Below are 16,591 nucleotides of genomic sequence, written 5' to 3' on the forward strand. Positions count from 1 at the left end.
CAACCCGCTTTGCAGGAAGTTCTGGATGGCGCTGGTCAGCCAGGTGAACGGCCCGGGCGGTGTCGTCGCGGCGGTGCTGGCCTGCTGCACGGCGGCGGCTTGCGGTGCCAGCGCGGCGACCTGGGTGGCGTTGGAGGCCACCGTCTGGGCGGTGTTGCCCGCCGGCTGAGTGGCCGCCTGGCTCACCGCCAACGCCTGATCGGCCAACCCATCAGGCGTGGTCGTGTTGGGCGGCGCGGCAAACGGGGTCAACTCCGAGGCCGTGGCCGAGGCCGCCGCATACCCATACATCGCCGCCGCGTCCTGGGCCCACATCTCCATGTACTGAGCCTCGGTCGCCATGATCGCCGGGGTGTTCTGACCAAAAAAGTTCGTCGCGACCAACGTCGCCAACAACACCCGATTCGCCGCAATCACCGGCGGCGGCACCGTCATCGCAAACGCCGCCTCAAACGCCGCCGCGGCCGCCCGACCCTGACTGGCCGTCTCCTCGGCCAACCCCGACATCGCCGAGAGCCAACTCACAAACGGCACCACCGCGGCCACCATCGACGCCGACGCCGGACCCACCCACGGCCCACTGGTCAACTCCGAAACCACCGAGCCATACCCACTGGCCGCCGTCGCCAACTCCGCGGCCACCTCATCCCACGCCGCCGAGGCCGCCATCAACGACCCCGAACCCGGACCCGCATACATCCGCCCGGAATTCACCTCCGGCGGTAACGCCCCGAAGTCAAACACCTGTTCTCCTCAGTTGGCCGCGATCGCTTGCGACCGCGGCAGTCGCATCGGAATCAGTGGTGGCCGTGGTCACGGCTTCGTAAGCATTCGCCACCCGCGGGTAGCTGACCGCCCGGAACCACCCGACTCAGACCCCTCGGTCTGCCACCCCAGTCGGCGGGCTGGCCGGCGCATCCTGCCAATTCCGTGTCGGGCGCCCAATTGTGGTCTCGCACCACGCTTCTCAGACGTCCGGTCAGGAACAACGTGCACCTTTAGCCTCGATTGATCCCTGCTGTCAGCAACCGAGCGACAGTCCACTGTCTGCCAGAACTGCCGCTCGCGATTGAGATTAGTTCGTTATCGGGGACGCTCCGATACGCAACGCCAAGTGTTCATTCCAGGCCAGCGATTGTTCATTCCCCGTCGACTGGCGTTCATTTCCGGCAACGGTTTGTTCATCTCCGGTTTGCTTCTGGCGCAGTCAGTCTTCGTCGAGAACCAGCGCCATCTCCGGGCAGGAGGCGACCCCGTCGCGGGTCACCTGCTCGTCCTCGGGGCGCACCTCGTGCTCTTCGAGGATCGAATAACCCGAGTCGTCGATCGGGAACAGGTTCGGGTCGACGGCGTAGCACTGGGCGTGGCCCACGCATTTGGATTGTTCGAGACGAACCCTCACGAGGTGTCCTCCCTACCCGGGATCAGTCGCCCAAGTGTAGAAGATCGACGCGCAGCCGGACCGGCCGCTGTAGACCCTTGCGACACATGCGATATTGGGGTGCCAACCGCAATCGGTGCCGACGACGCCCCCGCCGCCGCGGTTGGGAGAACAATTCGGACAAGCGGAGAGCTTATGAGCACTCCTGGCCAAGGCCAGCAAGACACCTTCCACCTGCCGCGGCTCGATTTCGAAAAGCTGCCGATGACCGTGGACCGGGGCGTCGGGTGGAAGGCGCTGCGGGACGCCGGGCCGGTGGTATTCATGAACGGCCACTACTACATCACGCGCCGCGAGGACGTGCTGGCCGCGCTGCGCAACCCCAAGGTGTTCTCGTCCACCATCCTGCAGCCACCGGGCCACCCATTGCCCGTGGTACCGCTGGCTTTTGACCCTCCTCAGCACACCCGCTACCGCAAGGTGCTGCAGCCCTTCTTCAGCCCGCTCGGCCTGAGTTCATCCCGGCCGGTGCTCGAACGCCACGCCGCGGAAATGATCGGCGCCCTTGCCGGCCAAGGGAAGTGCGAGGTGATGGCGGATTTCGCGCACCTGTATCCATTCCAGGTCTTCATGGACCTCTACGGCTTGCCGATCGAAGATCGCGATCGCCTGATCGACTGGAAGGACGCGGTCGTCAGCGACAAGCCCTACGTCACCCAGTCCGATATCGAGAAGAGCGAGCTGCTGCTTCAGTATCTGGCCGACGCGATCCGGCAGCGCAGGCAGCATCCCGGATCCGACATGCTGTCGCGGGTCATGGCCAGCGACGGTAACTTCACCGATCTGGAGCTGTTGGGCATGAGCCACCTACTGATCCTGGCGGGCCTGGACACCGTCACGGCGGCGATCGGATTCTGCCTCTTCGAATTGGCCCGCCGGCCGCAGCTACGCGAGGCGCTTCGCGACAACCCAAGGCAGATCAGGGTTTTCATCGAGGAGATCGTCCGGCTGGAGCCTTCGGCGCCGGTGGCGCCGCGGATCACCACGCAGTTCGTCAACATCGGCGGGATGACGCTGCCCCCCGGCACGTCGGTGCGGCTGTGCATGGCGGCGGTCAACCGCGACGGCAGCGACGCCACGTCCGTCAACGATCTGGTCATGGACGGGAAGGTGCACCGCCACTGGGGATTCGGCGGCGGGCCGCACCGTTGCCTGGGCTCTCATCTGGCCCGGATCGAACTGACGGTAATCGTCGGGGAATGGCTTCGGCAGATTCCCGACTTCGAGGTGCCCGCCGACTACGTCCCCGCGATCAACTACCCGTCAAAGAGCTTCGCGCTCAAAGAGTTACCGCTGCGCTGGGGCTGATTCAGCCCCAGCGCAGCGGTATCCGCCTTACTTGCGAAACTCCGTCGCCGCTACCTGTACGAACACACCGGTGTCCTCGGCCATCAGCAGGCCTCGACCGCGGGGCAGCGGGCCACCCTTCATCTTGCCGCGGATGAAGCCCTCGTCGGGGTCGGCGTCCATCACCAGCAGCGGGGCGTTCGCCTGGGCCAGCGCCCGCAGCATCGGGTCGCTGCCCGCGGACGACCAACCACCGAAGGTTCGCGTGACGAGCACGTGCAACCCGACGTCGGCGGCCCGGGTCACCCACGGCGCGGCCTTGTGCAGCGGTGAATCGAATCCGGCCGGCAGCTGCTGGATGTCATCGACGATCAGGAAGATCTCCGGGCCGCTCCACCACGACCGCGACAACAACTCCTCGGCGGACAGGCCGGGCGGCGGTTCGCGTCCGGCCAGGACCGCCGCGAGCTCGCCCATCATCGCCTGGACGCCGTCCAGGTTGTACGCGAACTTCTCGACGTAGTCCGCACCCAGCGTGGTCAGCAGCTGACGCCGCGGGTCCACCAGCCACACCTGGGCCGACGGCTGGCCGGCCGGCGGGGTCGGCGCGCTGCTGGCCCCCGGCGCGTACAGCCGGCCGATTTCACTCATGATCGTGGCCAGCGTCGTGGTCCGTCCACATTCGCGTCGACCCGTCACCATCAGGTGCGCGTTCTCGGCGAAGTTGAGATAGACCGGCGACAGATCCAATTCCGAGATGGCCCAGGCGATTCCGCCCGCGCCGACGCCCTGGCGGGTGTCCCGTGCGGCGACCTCGCGCAACTGCTCCAGGTCGAACCGCGCGGGCAGGCGGCGCACCGGCGGCGCCTGCGCGCTGGTGAGGCGGCTGACCGCGTCGATGATGCTGTCGGACTCGAACACGTAGTCCGGCGTGTTGGCCAGCGCGGGCCGCGCGACCAAGGTGTGCAGACCGGCCTGTGGGTCGGAGTCGAGTCGGACGTAGTTGACCGCGACCATGCCGCGGCCCGGCTTGACGGGCACTTCCTTGGCGAACCGGGAACGCACCAGCTTGGCGTCCTCCACGGCGGCCAGTCGCAACTCGACCCGAGAACCGAAGCCACTGCGCACCGGTGGTCGCAGCTCCGACTCCCGGTCGGCGGTGACCACCACGTGGACCCCGAACGAGGGGCCCTGGTTGATGATCAGGTTCACCTGCTCGATCAGCACCTCGTTCTCTTCGGCCAGCGCCCGGTAGTTGTCCACCACCAGGTAGACATCGCCGAACCCGTCGTTGGGCACGGGGCCCGGCTCGCCGCCGAACTTGCGGCGCCGGAAGACCTCCATCGAGGCGATCCCGTACTCGAGGAAGGTGCGCTTGCGGTCGCGGACCAGGGCCAGCAACTCGGCCACCGTGCGGCGCACGCCGTACGGGTCGGTCGGGCCGGCCACCTCACCCACGTGCGGCAGCCGGGCGACGGTGGTCAGGGCGGTGCTGCTGTAGGCCAGGCAGTAGAACTGGACCTGCTCGGGCGTGTGGGTCAGCGCGGCCGAGCAGATCAGGGTCTGCAGGGCCGTCGTCTTACCCGAACCGCCGGCGCCCAGGATCAGGACGTTGGCGCCCGGCCCCGAGGTGTCGACGGTCCACGGCGGCTGGTCGTGCTTGAACGGGCGGTCGATGATCCCGATCGGGAAGACCAGGTCCTTGGCCGAACCGTAGTCCTCCTGCCACGGGTGGCCGAGGAACCGGTTCACCAATTCGTCGATCGCGACGGGCTGGTTCAGCGGCGGCTGCCACAACCGGTAGGGCTCGAAGTCGATCTTGCGCAGCTGATCGATGATGACCGTGCCGACCTTCGGCACCCGGATGCCCTCGATGTCGTCGTCGTCGCGCGTCGCGCCGTCGGCGTCGAGCGTCTCGCCGTTGGTGATGGCGGCCGGGGTCAGCTCCGGCCCGCCGACGCTGACCTCGAGCGGGGTGAACGAGTTGGTAAACAGTTGCGGGCGAACGTAATCGATGCTGTGCACCAACGCCGGGGCTTCTTCGCCGTCATCGTTGAGCCCGCGCGGGAAGTAGTCCCGCCACAGGAACTCGGCCTGGAACCGGACGATGTCTTCCAGGCTGCGCCGGAAGTAGCCGAGGCCGGCCTGCGCCGGCAGGTTGACGGCGTTCGGCACGCCCGCGGCCTGCGCGGCGCCCGCGGTACGCGCCTTCAGCACCAGCCGGTAACCCATGTTCTCCATGAGCTTTTCGGCGCGGCTCTCGATGGTCTGCGAGGCCATCATCAGGTGGATCCAGTAGGCGCGGCCCTGGCGGCCGATCGAGTCGAGCACGTCGACCGCGGTCGGCATGATCCGGAACCACTCGTAGAACTCGTCGATGACGACCACGAGCATCGGCAGCGGCGCCATGTCCTGGCCCCGCGCCCGCATCCGCAGGCGCACGGAGTTGTACTCCTTGGCGTCGTCGACGCCGGCGCTGTCGCAGATCGCCTTGCGCCGGGCGATCTCACCCCACAGGGCGTCCAGGAAGCGCTCCATCAGCGCCTGGTCCTCTTCCAGGTCGGTGATGATGCGCGACACGTGCGGGACCCCGGCGAACGGCTTGACCGCCGACCCACCCTTGAGGTCGGCCAGCACGAATTGCAGCTCCTCCGGCGGGTGGCTGAGCATCAGCGATTCGATCACGGTCCGCACCAGGGTCGACTTACCCGAACCCGTCGTTCCGGACATGACGCCGTGCGGGCCGTCGCCGCCCTCGTCCAGCGACTTCATGTCGAGGAACAGCAGCTCGCCGTTGTCGGACCGAACACCGAACGGCGCCCGCAGCCGCGAGCGGCCCATGGAGTCGTTGCGGCTGCCCCAAAGCGCCTCGAAGTCGATGTGACCGGGGTCGTCGATTCCGTAGTAGGCCATGATGTCCCGGGCGCCGATGTGGGCCACCCGCTGGCCGATCTCCTCGTAGGCCTCGGCGAGCCGCCAGCGCGCCAGCGCCTGCGCGAATTCCTCGGCCTCGGCGATGCTGATGTGGTCGGTGAGCGCGAAGAACCACGGCTTCTCGTCGATCACCATCCAGGTGTCGCGGTCGCGGGGCAGCGCCTCGATCACGCCCTTCTCGTCGAACCGCAAGGTGCGCTCGGGAACCGATGTCCACATCGAGGAGCCGGTCAGGTCGAAGAAGGTCACGCCGTCGACGCCCTCGGAGCTGATCACGTATTCCCACTGGGGGTCGACGACGTCGGCGACGATCACCGTGTGGGGCGTCGGGGTCTGCGCCGACGAACTGGCGTGCCGGGGCGTGAAAGAGCCACGGCCGGCGAACAATTCGGCTTGCTCGGCGGCGAACTCGCGCACCGAGCTGTAGACCATCCGCGCGTTGCCCGCGGCGTCCTGACGCCGGGGGTCACCGACGTGCGGAAGCCACTTCACCCAGTCCCACTCGTCCAGATCCGAGGTGACGACGACCAGCTGCACGTGGTCGGGGCCGTGCGAGAAGGCCAGCTGACAGACGATTGCCCGCATCAACCCGAGGACCTGTTCGCGCTCGCCGTCGAGCGCGTACCAGGGCTCGACCAGCAGCGAGATCATCTTGGGCAGGTTGTAGACGACGCTCTGGTAGCGCCCGAATTCCTGCAGCGCCTTGCCCGTCACCGGTTCCAGCTCGATATCGGTGGGCATGTTCTGGGGCTCACCCCAGGTCACCTCGGGCCGCGTCATGCCCACGCCGACTCGCACCACCCCGAAGTTGAGGTCCTTGCCGTCGGGCTTGCGTTCCCACATCCGCGGCGATCCCACCGCGGCGGACAACGTGGTGGGCGCCGGGTGGTACCACCGGTAGTTGGCGTCCATGCTGTCGGCCGACTCGTGGGCGGTCTCGCGCAGCATGTCCAGCATCAGCATGAACTGGGCGCGCATCGCGTCCAGCTTGGGCCGGCTCATCTGCTGCTGACCGCCGAACCGGCCGCCGAACATCATCATCGCGACGCCACCGATCATGAAGATCGGGAAGATGGCGCCCGCGCCGCCGAACACGCGCGAGCCGCTGGCGAACGTCATGCCGACCATGCCGATCAGCAGGCCGACCACGAGGACGCCGACGACGACCAGCCACCAGGGTTTGCCCTCCGGCGGCGGAATGCTCAGCGGCGTCGGAAGGACGATGTTTTCCGGCTTGATGACCGGAGGCTTCTCCGGGGTCGGCCGCGCAAACCCGCGTTTCACTTAGGCACCGCCAATTCTGCTGGGGACATATCCATCGGAAGGGTGTCGTGCTCCACGAGCGCATCCGCCCGCGAGAGCGTCGGACCCTGTGGGAGCAGGCGCAGCGCCACCCACGGCGCCAGGCTGGGTTTCGTCTTCAGGCCCAAAGCCTCGCGGACGTCGCGGGTGTCGTCGACGCCAAACCGGGCGCCCGCGTCGGTCAGCCACCACAGCGACTCCGTGGTCTTGGCGCCGGGGTCGTTGCCGGTTACCGCCACGAAGTTGCCGTAGTCGGGGCCGAAGTACACCTGGTCGGCCACCCGACCGGTGGTGTCGGCCTTGACCAGCGACACCACCTTGTTCTCGTCCTTGGCCGCGACCGGAATGGTCGCGCCGGAGATGACCTGGATGCGGGCCCGGTTCTCGCCGGAGGTCTTCTGCCACCACCAGCAGGTCGCCGGGTTCTCGCGGATGTCCGCCACGTTGAGCGGCGCGTCCGGATAGGAGGACAGGTCCAGCTTGTTGACGACGGGCATCTTGGCCAGGGCGGACGGTTCCACGGTCACCGGCCGGGTGTTGCCCGGCCCGGCGTTCTGCAGGATCTGGGCGACCAGCGGCGGCAGCGTCTGCACGCCGTCGGCGAGCACCAGCGAATACTGTTGCGGGCCACTGATTTGCGGCGTGACGATCACGGTGCCGATCGGCCCGGGGGCGCCCGGGAACGACGCGGCGGCGCCGGCGTTCTGCACCTGCGGCACGGTCAGCTCCGGGCCCACGGGCAGCGCGTCGAACAGGGCCCGGCTCATGGGCTTCGCCTGGCCGACCTGTTCGGGTGTCAGGCCCAGCGGCAACAGCACCGACCGGTTCGTCGCGTCGATGCGCGACCGGCGACCCTCTCGGATCACCCACGCGTCCCCGCTGTAGTTCAGCACGACGGCGTCCGATCCGTTGAGGACGCGGCGGTGATTGCTGAGGTCGGGGTTGCCGTCGATCACGGTGACGGTCACGCCGGACGGCGCGCCGACCCCGGTCGAGGTGGCGACGGTGTCGCACACCAGCCACGACGACGTGGACGGGCTGGTGGTGTGGAAGTTCGACGGCGCGCCCGGGATGCCCACCATCGGCCCGCGCGGCATGGTGGCGATCTGGCTCGACCGCACCAGGTGCGGATTGTCCGCCCGGCCGGTGATCAGCCGCGCCGAAGCCAGGTTCAGCGCCGGGTACAGCCGGTCCCCCACGCGGACGTACAGCGCGCCGGAATCCCGGTCGGCGATGATCGGCGACTCGTTGATCTGCCCGGACGGGCTGATGAACGACCAGAGCAGGGCGCCCAGGCAGATCACCATCGCCGCCGAGACCGAGGCCACCACGGCCAGCGTCTGCCGCCGCCCCGGCTCGACCTCCATGCGGACGCGCCACCGGGTGAGCGCCATCGCGGTGCGGCGAGCGAGGAACTGATAGCCGGTCACCTGGGTCCGCGTCGACAACCCGAGGCCGTACCCCGACCCGCGTTGGCCGCGACTCTCTTCCGCCACTTAATTCACCATCCGGTCTGCTAGAACGCCTGGATATTGTCCCTCGCGCGAATTACATCGACAACGGTAAGGCACCGGTACCGCCCTCGCCACGCGGCGCCGATGGCGTTCGCTGCTACATCTGTTTATCTGCCGGTGTCCGGTGCTCGCCCGCCCGTCCGCGCCGGCCGTGCGGGCAACGCGCCAGGCGACGTTGAACTGGCACTTCGGGTTTTCCCCGCCGATCCCCGCCCGGACTCCTCATGTCTCCTCAGGGCATCGTAATGGCGCACGGGCAGTTCGTCCTGTTGAGCGGGCGCCGGAGCCTGGCAGCAAGATGAGCGGTATGAGTGAGCTCGCGCCGTCGCTGGTCGAACTTGCCAAGCGGTACGGCATCGCGACCGAGTACCAGGACTGGACGGGGCGGCGGGTGCCGGTCTCCGAAACCACCCTGGTGGCCGTGTTGGCCGCGCTCGGCGTGGCGGCCGGCACCGAACAGGAGCGCAACGCCGCCCTGACCGCGAAGCTGCGTGCGTATTGGGCGCGCCGGCTGCCGCCGACGATCGTCGGCCGCGCCGGTGAGCAGACGCGATTTTGGGTGCACGTGACCCACGGCGATCCCGCCGAGGTGTTGGTGCAGCTCGAGGACGGTTCGGTGCACGGCGGGATTCAGCAGGTCGACAACTTCACCCCGCCGTTCGACTTGGACGGCCGCTGGGTCGGCGAGGCCAGCTTCGTGCTGCCGGCCGACCTGCCGCTGGGTTATCACCGGGTGCGGCTGCGCTCCCGCGACGGTGAGACCAGCACCGCGCTGATCATGACGCCGGACTGGCTCGGGCTGCCCGAGCGGCTCGGCGCCCGCCGCGCCTGGGGGCTGGCCACCCAGCTCTACAGCGTGCGGTCCAGCCAGTCGTGGGGCGTCGGCGACCTGACCGACTTGACCGACCTGGCCGTGTGGTCGGCGTCGCGGCACGGCGCGGACTACGTGTTGGTCAACCCGCTGCACGCGGCGGCCCCCACTCGCCCCATGGAGCCGTCGCCCTATCTGCCGACATCGCGGCGCTTCGTCAACCCGATTTACCTGCACGTCGAGTCGATTCCGGAGTTCGCCGAGCTCGACAAGCGCAGCCGGGTGCGACGGCTGCGCTCCGAGGTCCAGGAGCGGGCCGCCCGGCTGGACGCCATCGATCGCGACAGCGCGTGGGCGGCTAAGCGGGCCGCGCTCGAGCTGGTGCATCGGGTGCCGCGCTCGGCGGGCCGCGAGCTTTCCTACGCGGCCTTCCGCGCCCGGGAGGGCGGCGCGCTCGACGACTTCGCCACGTGGTGCGCCCTGGCCGAGAAGTACGGCGACGACTGGCATGCCTGGCCGAAGTCGCTCCGGCACCCCGACGCGCCGGGTGTCGCCAAATTCGTCGAAAAGCATTCCGAGACAGTCGATTTCCATCGCTGGCTGCAATGGCAACTCGATGAGCAACTCGCCTCGGCGCAGTCGCAGGCCGTGCGCGCGGGCATGGCGCTGGGCGTGATGCACGACCTGGCCGTCGGCGTGCACCCCAACGGCGCCGACGCGTGGGCCATGCAGGACGTGTTGGCGCTCGGCGTGACCGCCGGCGCTCCCCCGGACGAGTTCAATCAACTCGGCCAGGACTGGTCCCAGCCGCCGTGGCGGCCCGACGGGCTGGACGCGCAGGAATACCGGCCGTTTCGGGCGTTGATCCGGGCGGTGCTGCGGCATGCCGGCGGTGTCCGCATCGACCACATCATCGGGTTGTTCCGGCTGTGGTGGATCCCGGAGGGCGCGCCGCCCACCCAGGGCACTTACGTGCGCTACGACCACGAGGCGATGATCGGCATCGTCGCCCTGGAAGCGCATCGCGCCGGGGCGGTGGTCGTCGGCGAGGACCTCGGCACGGTCGAACCGTGGGTGCGCGACTACCTGCTGCTGCGCGGCCTGCTGGGCACGTCGATCCTCTGGTTCGAGCTCGACCGGGACGGCAACGGCGGTCCGCTGCCGGCTGAGCGCTGGCGCGAGTACTGCCTGTCCTCGGTCACCACCCACGATCTGCCGCCCACGGCCGGCTATCTGGCGGGCGACCATGTGCGGCTGCGCGAATCGCTGGGATTGCTGACCCGGCCCGCCGCCGACGAGCTCGCCTCCGACCGCGCGGAGCTGGCGGGCTGGATCGCGGAGTTGAACCGGGTGGGCTTGCTCGACGAGGGTGACACCGACCCGGACAGCGTCGTGCTCGCCCTGTACCGCTATCTCGGGCGGACGCCGTCGCGGCTGGTGGGCGTCGCGCTGACCGACGCGGTCGGCGACCGGCGGACCCAGAACCAGCCGGGAACCACCGACGAATACCCCAATTGGCGGGTGCCGCTGACCGACCCCGACGGCCGCCCGCTCCTGCTCGAAGACGTGTTCACCGACGCCCGGGCGGCCGCACTGGTCGACGCCGTGCGCCGGGCAATCGCGCCCGCGGCCGTCGAAACCGCGCCTGTTAGCTTCTGAGGCCATGAAGGTTTCCGTCGTCGCCCCGGTGACCGACGGCGTCACCGCGGACCCCGAGTGGATGGTGGGCTTCGCCGGGCACCTCGAGCGGTGCGGGTTCGAATCGATCGTCGTCGCCGAACACACCGTCCTGGCCACGACCTACGACAGCGTCTATCCCTACGACAGTTCGGGGCGCGTCGGGATGGCGGCGGACTGCCCGATCCCCGATCCCCTGGAAATGTTGGCGTTCCTGGCGGCCCACACCGCCCGGCTCGGGTTGGCCACCGGCGTACTGGTGTTGCCCAACCATCATCCGGTGATGCTGGCCAAACGCGCGGCGACCCTCGATGTGCTCTCGGGCGGCAGATTGCGGCTGTGTGTCGGCGTCGGCTGGCTCAAAGAAGAGGTCCAGGCGTGCGGCGCCGCCTTCGACAGCCGGGGCAGGCGCGCCGACGAGCAGCTGGCCGTCCTGCGGGCGCTGTGGGCCGAGCGGCCCCAGGGCGTGTCGCACCACGGGGAGTTCTTCGACTTCGACAACGTCATGTGCTACCCCAAACCCGTTGCCCGCGAACGGCTCCCGATACACATCGGCGGGCACAGCAAGGCGGCCGCGCGCCGCGCCGGTCGGCTCGGCGACGGGTTCCAACCGCTGGGCGTCACCGGTCCCGAACTCGCGTCGCTGATCGCGCTGATGCGCGACGAGGCCGCCGCGGCCGGACGTGACCCCGCCGCCCTGGAGGTTTCGCTGGGCCACCTGGTCACGAAGATCGATGCCGAGCGGGCGGGCGCCCTGGCCGATCAGGGGGCCGACCGCCTCGTGCTGGGCATGCCGCCGACGACCGACATCGAGCAGGCCAAGGACTGGCTGTCGGCGTGCGCGCAACGCCTTTCGTTGATCGCGTGACCGCGATGACCCTGTCAGCCGACGACCGATCCGCGCTCAGCGACCTGGTGCACCGCTACGCGGCCCGGGTCGACGAGCGCCGATTCGATTCCGTGGCAGCGCTTTTCACCGACACCGCGGTGCTGCAGGTGCCCGAACCGCCCAAGTCGCTGGAACCGATCCAAACCCATCGCGGTCGGGACGCGATCGCCGCCGCCGTCGCCACCGTCGCGGCGGTCGTTCGCACCGAGCACGCCATCGTCGGCGAGGTGTATGACGGGGGCGACCGACCGGGCACCGCGCGCGGTCGCGTCGCGTGCGTCGCGCACCACTGGGACCGCCGCGGTGACGAGTTGGTCGACGTGGTCTGGCACCTGCGCTACGACGACTCCTACGAGCTGACCGACCGCTGGCGGATCGGCCGCCGCGCCTTGACCATCAATGCGATCGAGACCCGTCCGGTCCGCCGAGTCCGGCCACCCGACGCGAATTAGCTCAGAAGCATTCGCCCGTTAACTGGGGCACACCTGCTTGACCCACCCGTCGACAAGCTTGTTGTTCTTGGTGTAATCCGGGTCATCGAAGTGGGCGCCGCCCACGCTGGCGAAATGTTCGATGGCATCTTTGACCGAAGCCGGCGGGTTGTATCGCTCCAGGGTGTCGGCGGCCTTGCGCGCGGCGTCTTTGTCCGATGCGGCCAGCAAATCGACGTTCGCCCCGGTGACATCCACGCACTGGCTGGAATCCAGGGTTGCGACGGCGGGCGCGTTTGCGGAACTGGTATCGCTCGACGCAGCGCTGGACGAGCTGGTTGCTGTGGAGGTCGAACGACTGCTCGTGGCCGAACTCGCCGGAGAACTCGCAGGTTTGCTGCTCGAGCAGCCGGCCATTAGCGCCGCCGCAAGGACAAGGGCCGCAATCAGCCACCGTCGCATCATGTAAACCTCCAAATCGAATTGTATTTTTATTTGCCCGGACATTGCCTGTCGATGCGCGGTCATCCGGACGCCGTACAGTAACCCAACTTTGGTGGGAACGCTCGGCTTTGTGCCGCGAATTCATTTTGCTGGCGGGTGCCAAACGCCGCCGTTTCGGCGGGATCACGCCGTGGGCGGCGGTGCAATAGCGCGGGACCCGCTTCCGGAACCCGGCCTGCGCGCCGATGGGTGGCGCCCGGCGCACCGGACCGGGATCATCCAGACACTTGTGCCCAAATCCACAGGCGCCTTTAAGGAACCGTATATGCGGCGATATCAGCGGATTTATTGGGCAAATGCTGAAACGTCTATCCGTGCCGGGGCGGATTTTGCCCGTCGGCAACTGTTGCCGGCGGCCGCACCGTCTCGGACGCCGCGTGGCGGCGCTTTTCTTCCCGATCGAGTCCAATTAATCCAATTGCGTTCGTGTATTTTCGGCCGCGTGACGAACACCGAACATCGGAACCGCAACGTCGACACTCCTGAAGCCCCCGCGGAACGGCAGGCACCGAACGGCAACGTATCGACACTCGCGGTGGGCACGCCGCTTCAGTCCGCCCCGGACTACCGCAACGAGATCCACACCGCCGAAGACATCATCGATGTCGAAACCTACGGTGGCGGTTTCGATCTCACCCGGCGGGCGACCGCGCCGAAGCTGCGCATCGGCCGCGACCGGTGGTTCAACCTGCTGTGGCTGATCCCGATCGGTTTCGCCCTGCTGGTCGTGGGCGTGGCGATCGGCAAAGGCCTGCACAACATGCCGGCGGTGCAGTCGTTCATCCAGCGCTACCCGGGAACCGACACCCACACCGGCGTCAGCCCGGGCCTGCCCGCATGGATCGGGTGGACCCACTTCTTCAACCTCTTCATGATGATGTTCATCATCCGGACGGGCATCCAGATCCTGTGTGACCATCCCCGCCTTTACTTCAGCCGCAACGCCACCCCGGGCAAGGACGAGTGGTTGCGGGTGGGGCCGCCGGTGCCCGACGACGAACTGTGGACCGCCAACGCCGACACCGTCGCGCTCCCGCCGCAACTCGGGCTGCCCGGATTCCGGCATTCCATCGGGCTGGCCCGGTGGTGGCACCTCGGCATCGACGTGCTCTGGCTCGTCAACGGGTTGGTCTTCTACGTGCTGCTGTTCGCCACCGGCCAGTGGCGCCACATCGTGCCCACCAGTTGGGATGTCTTTCCCAACGCCGTATCCGTTGCGGTGCAGTATCTCTCGCTGGACTGGCCGAAGGACAACGGCTGGGTCGCCTACAACGGCCTGCAGCTGCTCGCCTATTTCACGACGGTTTTCATCGCCGCGCCGGCGGCCCTGATCACCGGCTTGGGCATGTCGCCGGCACTGTCGCAGCGCGTCCACTGGCTGAGCAAACGGCTCAGCATTCAGCACGCGCGCTCCCTGCATTTCGTTGTGCTGGTGTACTTCTTGTTCTTCATCCTGGTCCACGTGACGATGGTGTTGACCACCGGCGCGCTGCAGAACCTCAACCACATGTTCGCCTCGCGTGACGACGACAGCTGGGTGGGTTTCTGGATCTTCGCCGCGGCCATGGTGGTGACGGCCGTCGCCTGGGTGTGGGCCACGCCCTTCACCATTCGCCATCCCCGGGTGATCCAGCGGGTCGGCTACGCGCTCGTCGGCCCGTTCCAGCGCCTGCTGGAGCAACTCGACCCGAAGCCGGGCGCCTTCACCGAAAAGGACATCTCGCCGCACCACTGGCGCAACGGCCGCCTGCCGGAGACCGTCGAATACAAGGAACTGGAGGCCAACGACTTCAAGGACTGGCGGCTCAAGGTCTACGGTCTGGTCGAGCACCCGATGGAGTTCTCGCTCGAGGACCTGCAGGCGCTGCCCTACCACGAGCAGATCAGCCAGCACTTCTGCATCCAGGCCTGGTCGGGCGTCGCGAAATGGGGTGGCGTGCAGATGAAGACGATCATGGACATCGTCAAGCCGCTGCCGGAAGCTAAATGGGCGGTGTTCTACTCGATGGGCCTGGGCGCGACCGGCGGCATCTATTACAACGCCCACCACATCGGTCAGATGGATCACCACATGACGATGCTCGCCTACAACATGAACGACCAGCCGCTCCCCTACATGCACGGCAAGCCGCTGCGGTTGCGCAACGAATTGCAGCACGGGTTCAAGCTCGTCAAGTGGATCAAGGGAATCGAGTTCGTCGCCGACTACCGCGACATCGGCAGCGGCTACGGCGGTTACAGCGAGGACCACAAGTACTTCGGGCGGCATCAGACGCTGTAGGCCCCGCGCACGCGTCGTTTGTTCCGACGGCGATTCGGGTAGCTCCACGGAAGCGCCCGAACGAAGCGACCGGAGGAGGCGGCCATGACGCACGGCCCTGTCGACAGCACCACCCGCCGGCGCGGTCCCAAGCCGGATTTCGACGATTTCGGGCGCACGCCCGGACTGGTCATCGTCGGGGCCGCGGTCCTGGCGTTCGCGGTGTGCGTGGCGACGTTCGCGCTGGGCGACGCCGGCGTGGGGGTGGCCGCCGCCATCTTCGCCATGCTCGCGTTCGGGGCCGGCCTGGCATGGCTTGCCATGGACCGCAGGCGGATTCGCGAGGCGGAGCGGGACTGGCCGTTCGGCCACGCGGCGCGCTAGGCGCTCTCGACTATTGCGGCGAGCCTATTGCAGCGAGGCGAGGTTTTTCACGGACTTTTCCACATCGGAGCGCAGAACGCGGGCAACCAACCCTCCGATCGGACCGCTGAGCAATCCGCCCCGCAGGTCGGCGGTGAGGTGAAAATCGGTCCCCGGATGCTTGTCCGTGACGGTCATCGCGACGCCGAGACGAATCCCGCCGCGCCCGCGACCTTGCAGCTCAATCGATTTCGGTTCGTCGTAGCGGGTGACCGTCCAGTGAATGACGTTGCGGAAACCCTTGACCTTCACGCACGACGACACGCAGGTGCCCTCCTCGATCTGGTCGGGAATGGGCCCGCGCCAGCCGGCGAAAATCGTCATCCACTCGTCGAATCGGCTCAGGTCGGACGCCAGCTTCCAGGCGGCCTCCGGGTCCACCTTCGACGACACCGAAACATCTACTCGTGCCAAGTCCTGCCGCTCCTCCCCAGACGATGATGGCGGTTGGCGCCGGCACGGCAACCCGAGCCGCCAGCGCGCACCTCGCAGGTGAGTACCCCGGCCGGGCCGGGCCTATGCGTTACCCGCTAGGGCCAGGTTTCGTTCAATTGCTGGGCCACGTCGATTATCTGCGCGGACTGCGACTGGGGCGCGTCGATCTCCTCGGCGACGTACTGGGCGACGAACCGGCGGATCTCGCCGTCGACTCCGGCGAGGATGCGCAATACCTCACCGCGGAAGGACTTCGACGACACGTTGACCGTGATGTCCGAGGGACGCGGCTTGGCGACGTCGACGATCAGCAGCAGCGGCTCGGCGGCCCGCGCCGTCGCCCGCAACGCGATGTCTCCGGAGACCACGAACCGCTGCTTGTCGAGCCGAAGGTCGAGCAGCAGATCGATCGACAGGGGGATGTGGATGACGAACGTGATGCTGTCACCCAGGCGACGGGTGACCTTGGGTTCGTGGATCTTGACGTTGGCGCTCACCTTGGCGATGCCGCCGGGCCCCTGCGCGATGGGCTCCATGGCGAACTCGTTGCCGGCGATGTCGGCGAAGGCGGCCGCGACACGCTCGGGGGTGACGGCGACCTCGAAGAATCTGCGTCCGAACTCTTCGTAGGTGAGATAATCGTGATTCTCCATAGGCTTATACCGTCTCATGTCGGCCGTCGG

At 67.8% G+C, this 16,591-nt stretch carries 14 protein-coding genes; 7 read left to right on the top strand and 7 right to left on the bottom strand.

The window, feature by feature from the left end; genetic code table 11:
- The coding region (locus A5680_RS21185) for a PPE family protein (RefSeq protein ID WP_156675196.1) at nucleotides 1-744 on the bottom strand (744 nt) is incomplete at its 3' end.
- Between the two features lie 463 nt (nucleotides 745-1,207).
- The gene (locus A5680_RS21190) at nucleotides 1,208-1,402 is read right to left on the bottom strand and encodes a ferredoxin (protein WP_055402217.1); all 195 of its coding nucleotides are present in this window, start codon (nucleotides 1,400-1,402) and stop codon (nucleotides 1,208-1,210) included.
- Nucleotides 1,403-1,576: 174 nt separating this feature from the next.
- On the opposite strand from A5680_RS21190, the gene A5680_RS21195 reads away from it, so the two are divergent.
- Complete coding sequence (locus A5680_RS21195) at nucleotides 1,577-2,749, top strand: cytochrome P450 (RefSeq protein WP_055402216.1); 1,173 nt, start codon at nucleotides 1,577-1,579, stop codon at nucleotides 2,747-2,749.
- A gap of 27 nt (nucleotides 2,750-2,776) precedes the next feature.
- Here the strand turns inward: A5680_RS21195 and eccCa are convergent, their stop codons facing one another.
- The gene (gene eccCa, locus A5680_RS21200; protein ID WP_055402215.1) at nucleotides 2,777-6,946 is read right to left on the bottom strand and encodes a type VII secretion protein EccCa; all 4,170 of its coding nucleotides are present in this window, start codon (nucleotides 6,944-6,946) and stop codon (nucleotides 2,777-2,779) included.
- The gene (gene eccB / locus A5680_RS21205) at nucleotides 6,943-8,460 is read right to left on the bottom strand and encodes a type VII secretion protein EccB (RefSeq protein ID WP_055402212.1); all 1,518 of its coding nucleotides are present in this window, start codon (nucleotides 8,458-8,460) and stop codon (nucleotides 6,943-6,945) included. Before eccB ends, eccCa begins: the two co-directional genes overlap by 4 nt.
- Nucleotides 8,461-8,785: 325 nt before the next feature.
- Here eccB and malQ point away from each other — a divergent pair, with 325 nt between their 5' ends.
- From malQ to A5680_RS21220, 3 genes are read left to right on the top strand one after another with little or no spacing between them, the layout of a single operon-like run.
- Nucleotides 8,786-10,948: a 4-alpha-glucanotransferase gene (gene malQ / locus A5680_RS21210; protein ID WP_055402210.1), complete on the top strand. Its 2,163-nt coding sequence runs from the start codon at nucleotides 8,786-8,788 to the stop codon at nucleotides 10,946-10,948.
- 4 nt (nucleotides 10,949-10,952) lie between these two features.
- A complete protein-coding gene (locus A5680_RS21215) occupies nucleotides 10,953-11,834 on the top strand; it encodes an LLM class F420-dependent oxidoreductase (RefSeq protein ID WP_067822812.1) in 882 nt (293 codons plus the stop codon).
- A gap of 5 nt (nucleotides 11,835-11,839) precedes the next feature.
- Entirely contained in the window at nucleotides 11,840-12,307 is a 468-nt protein-coding gene (locus A5680_RS21220) for a nuclear transport factor 2 family protein (protein ID WP_067823088.1), read from the top strand.
- Nucleotides 12,308-12,325: 18 nt separating this feature from the next.
- On the opposite strand, the gene A5680_RS21225 is transcribed toward A5680_RS21220, so the two are convergent.
- Entirely contained in the window at nucleotides 12,326-12,544 is a 219-nt protein-coding gene (locus A5680_RS21225; protein WP_156349497.1) for a hypothetical protein, read from the bottom strand.
- Here A5680_RS21225 and A5680_RS21230 point away from each other — a divergent pair.
- The 3 genes from A5680_RS21230 to A5680_RS21240 all read left to right on the top strand — a co-directional run bounded on the left by A5680_RS21230 (nucleotide 12,534) and on the right by A5680_RS21240 (nucleotide 15,434).
- The gene (locus tag A5680_RS21230) at nucleotides 12,534-12,755 is read left to right on the top strand and encodes a hypothetical protein (RefSeq protein ID WP_067822816.1); all 222 of its coding nucleotides are present in this window, start codon (nucleotides 12,534-12,536) and stop codon (nucleotides 12,753-12,755) included. The two genes, A5680_RS21225 and A5680_RS21230, sit on opposite strands and share 11 nt — an antisense overlap.
- A 570-nt stretch (nucleotides 12,756-13,325) precedes the next feature.
- The gene (locus A5680_RS21235) at nucleotides 13,326-15,071 is read left to right on the top strand and encodes a molybdopterin-dependent oxidoreductase (protein WP_055402231.1); all 1,746 of its coding nucleotides are present in this window, start codon (nucleotides 13,326-13,328) and stop codon (nucleotides 15,069-15,071) included.
- A gap of 84 nt (nucleotides 15,072-15,155) precedes the next feature.
- A complete protein-coding gene (locus A5680_RS21240; protein ID WP_067822819.1) occupies nucleotides 15,156-15,434 on the top strand; it encodes a hypothetical protein in 279 nt (92 codons plus the stop codon).
- Nucleotides 15,435-15,458: 24 nt separating this feature from the next.
- Here the strand turns inward: A5680_RS21240 and A5680_RS21245 are convergent, their stop codons facing one another.
- Both A5680_RS21245 and A5680_RS21250 read right to left on the bottom strand, forming a co-directional pair.
- Complete coding sequence (locus A5680_RS21245; protein ID WP_082459812.1) at nucleotides 15,459-15,887, bottom strand: SRPBCC family protein; 429 nt, start codon at nucleotides 15,885-15,887, stop codon at nucleotides 15,459-15,461.
- A gap of 116 nt (nucleotides 15,888-16,003) precedes the next feature.
- Nucleotides 16,004-16,561 (bottom strand): hypothetical protein, encoded by a 558-nt coding sequence (locus A5680_RS21250; protein ID WP_055402198.1) that lies wholly within the window; start codon nucleotides 16,559-16,561, stop codon nucleotides 16,004-16,006.
- Nucleotides 16,562-16,591: the final 30 nt, after the last annotated feature.

Source organism: Mycobacterium sp. E2989 (assembly GCF_001667595.1).
GTDB lineage: Bacteria > Actinomycetota > Actinomycetes > Mycobacteriales > Mycobacteriaceae > Mycobacterium.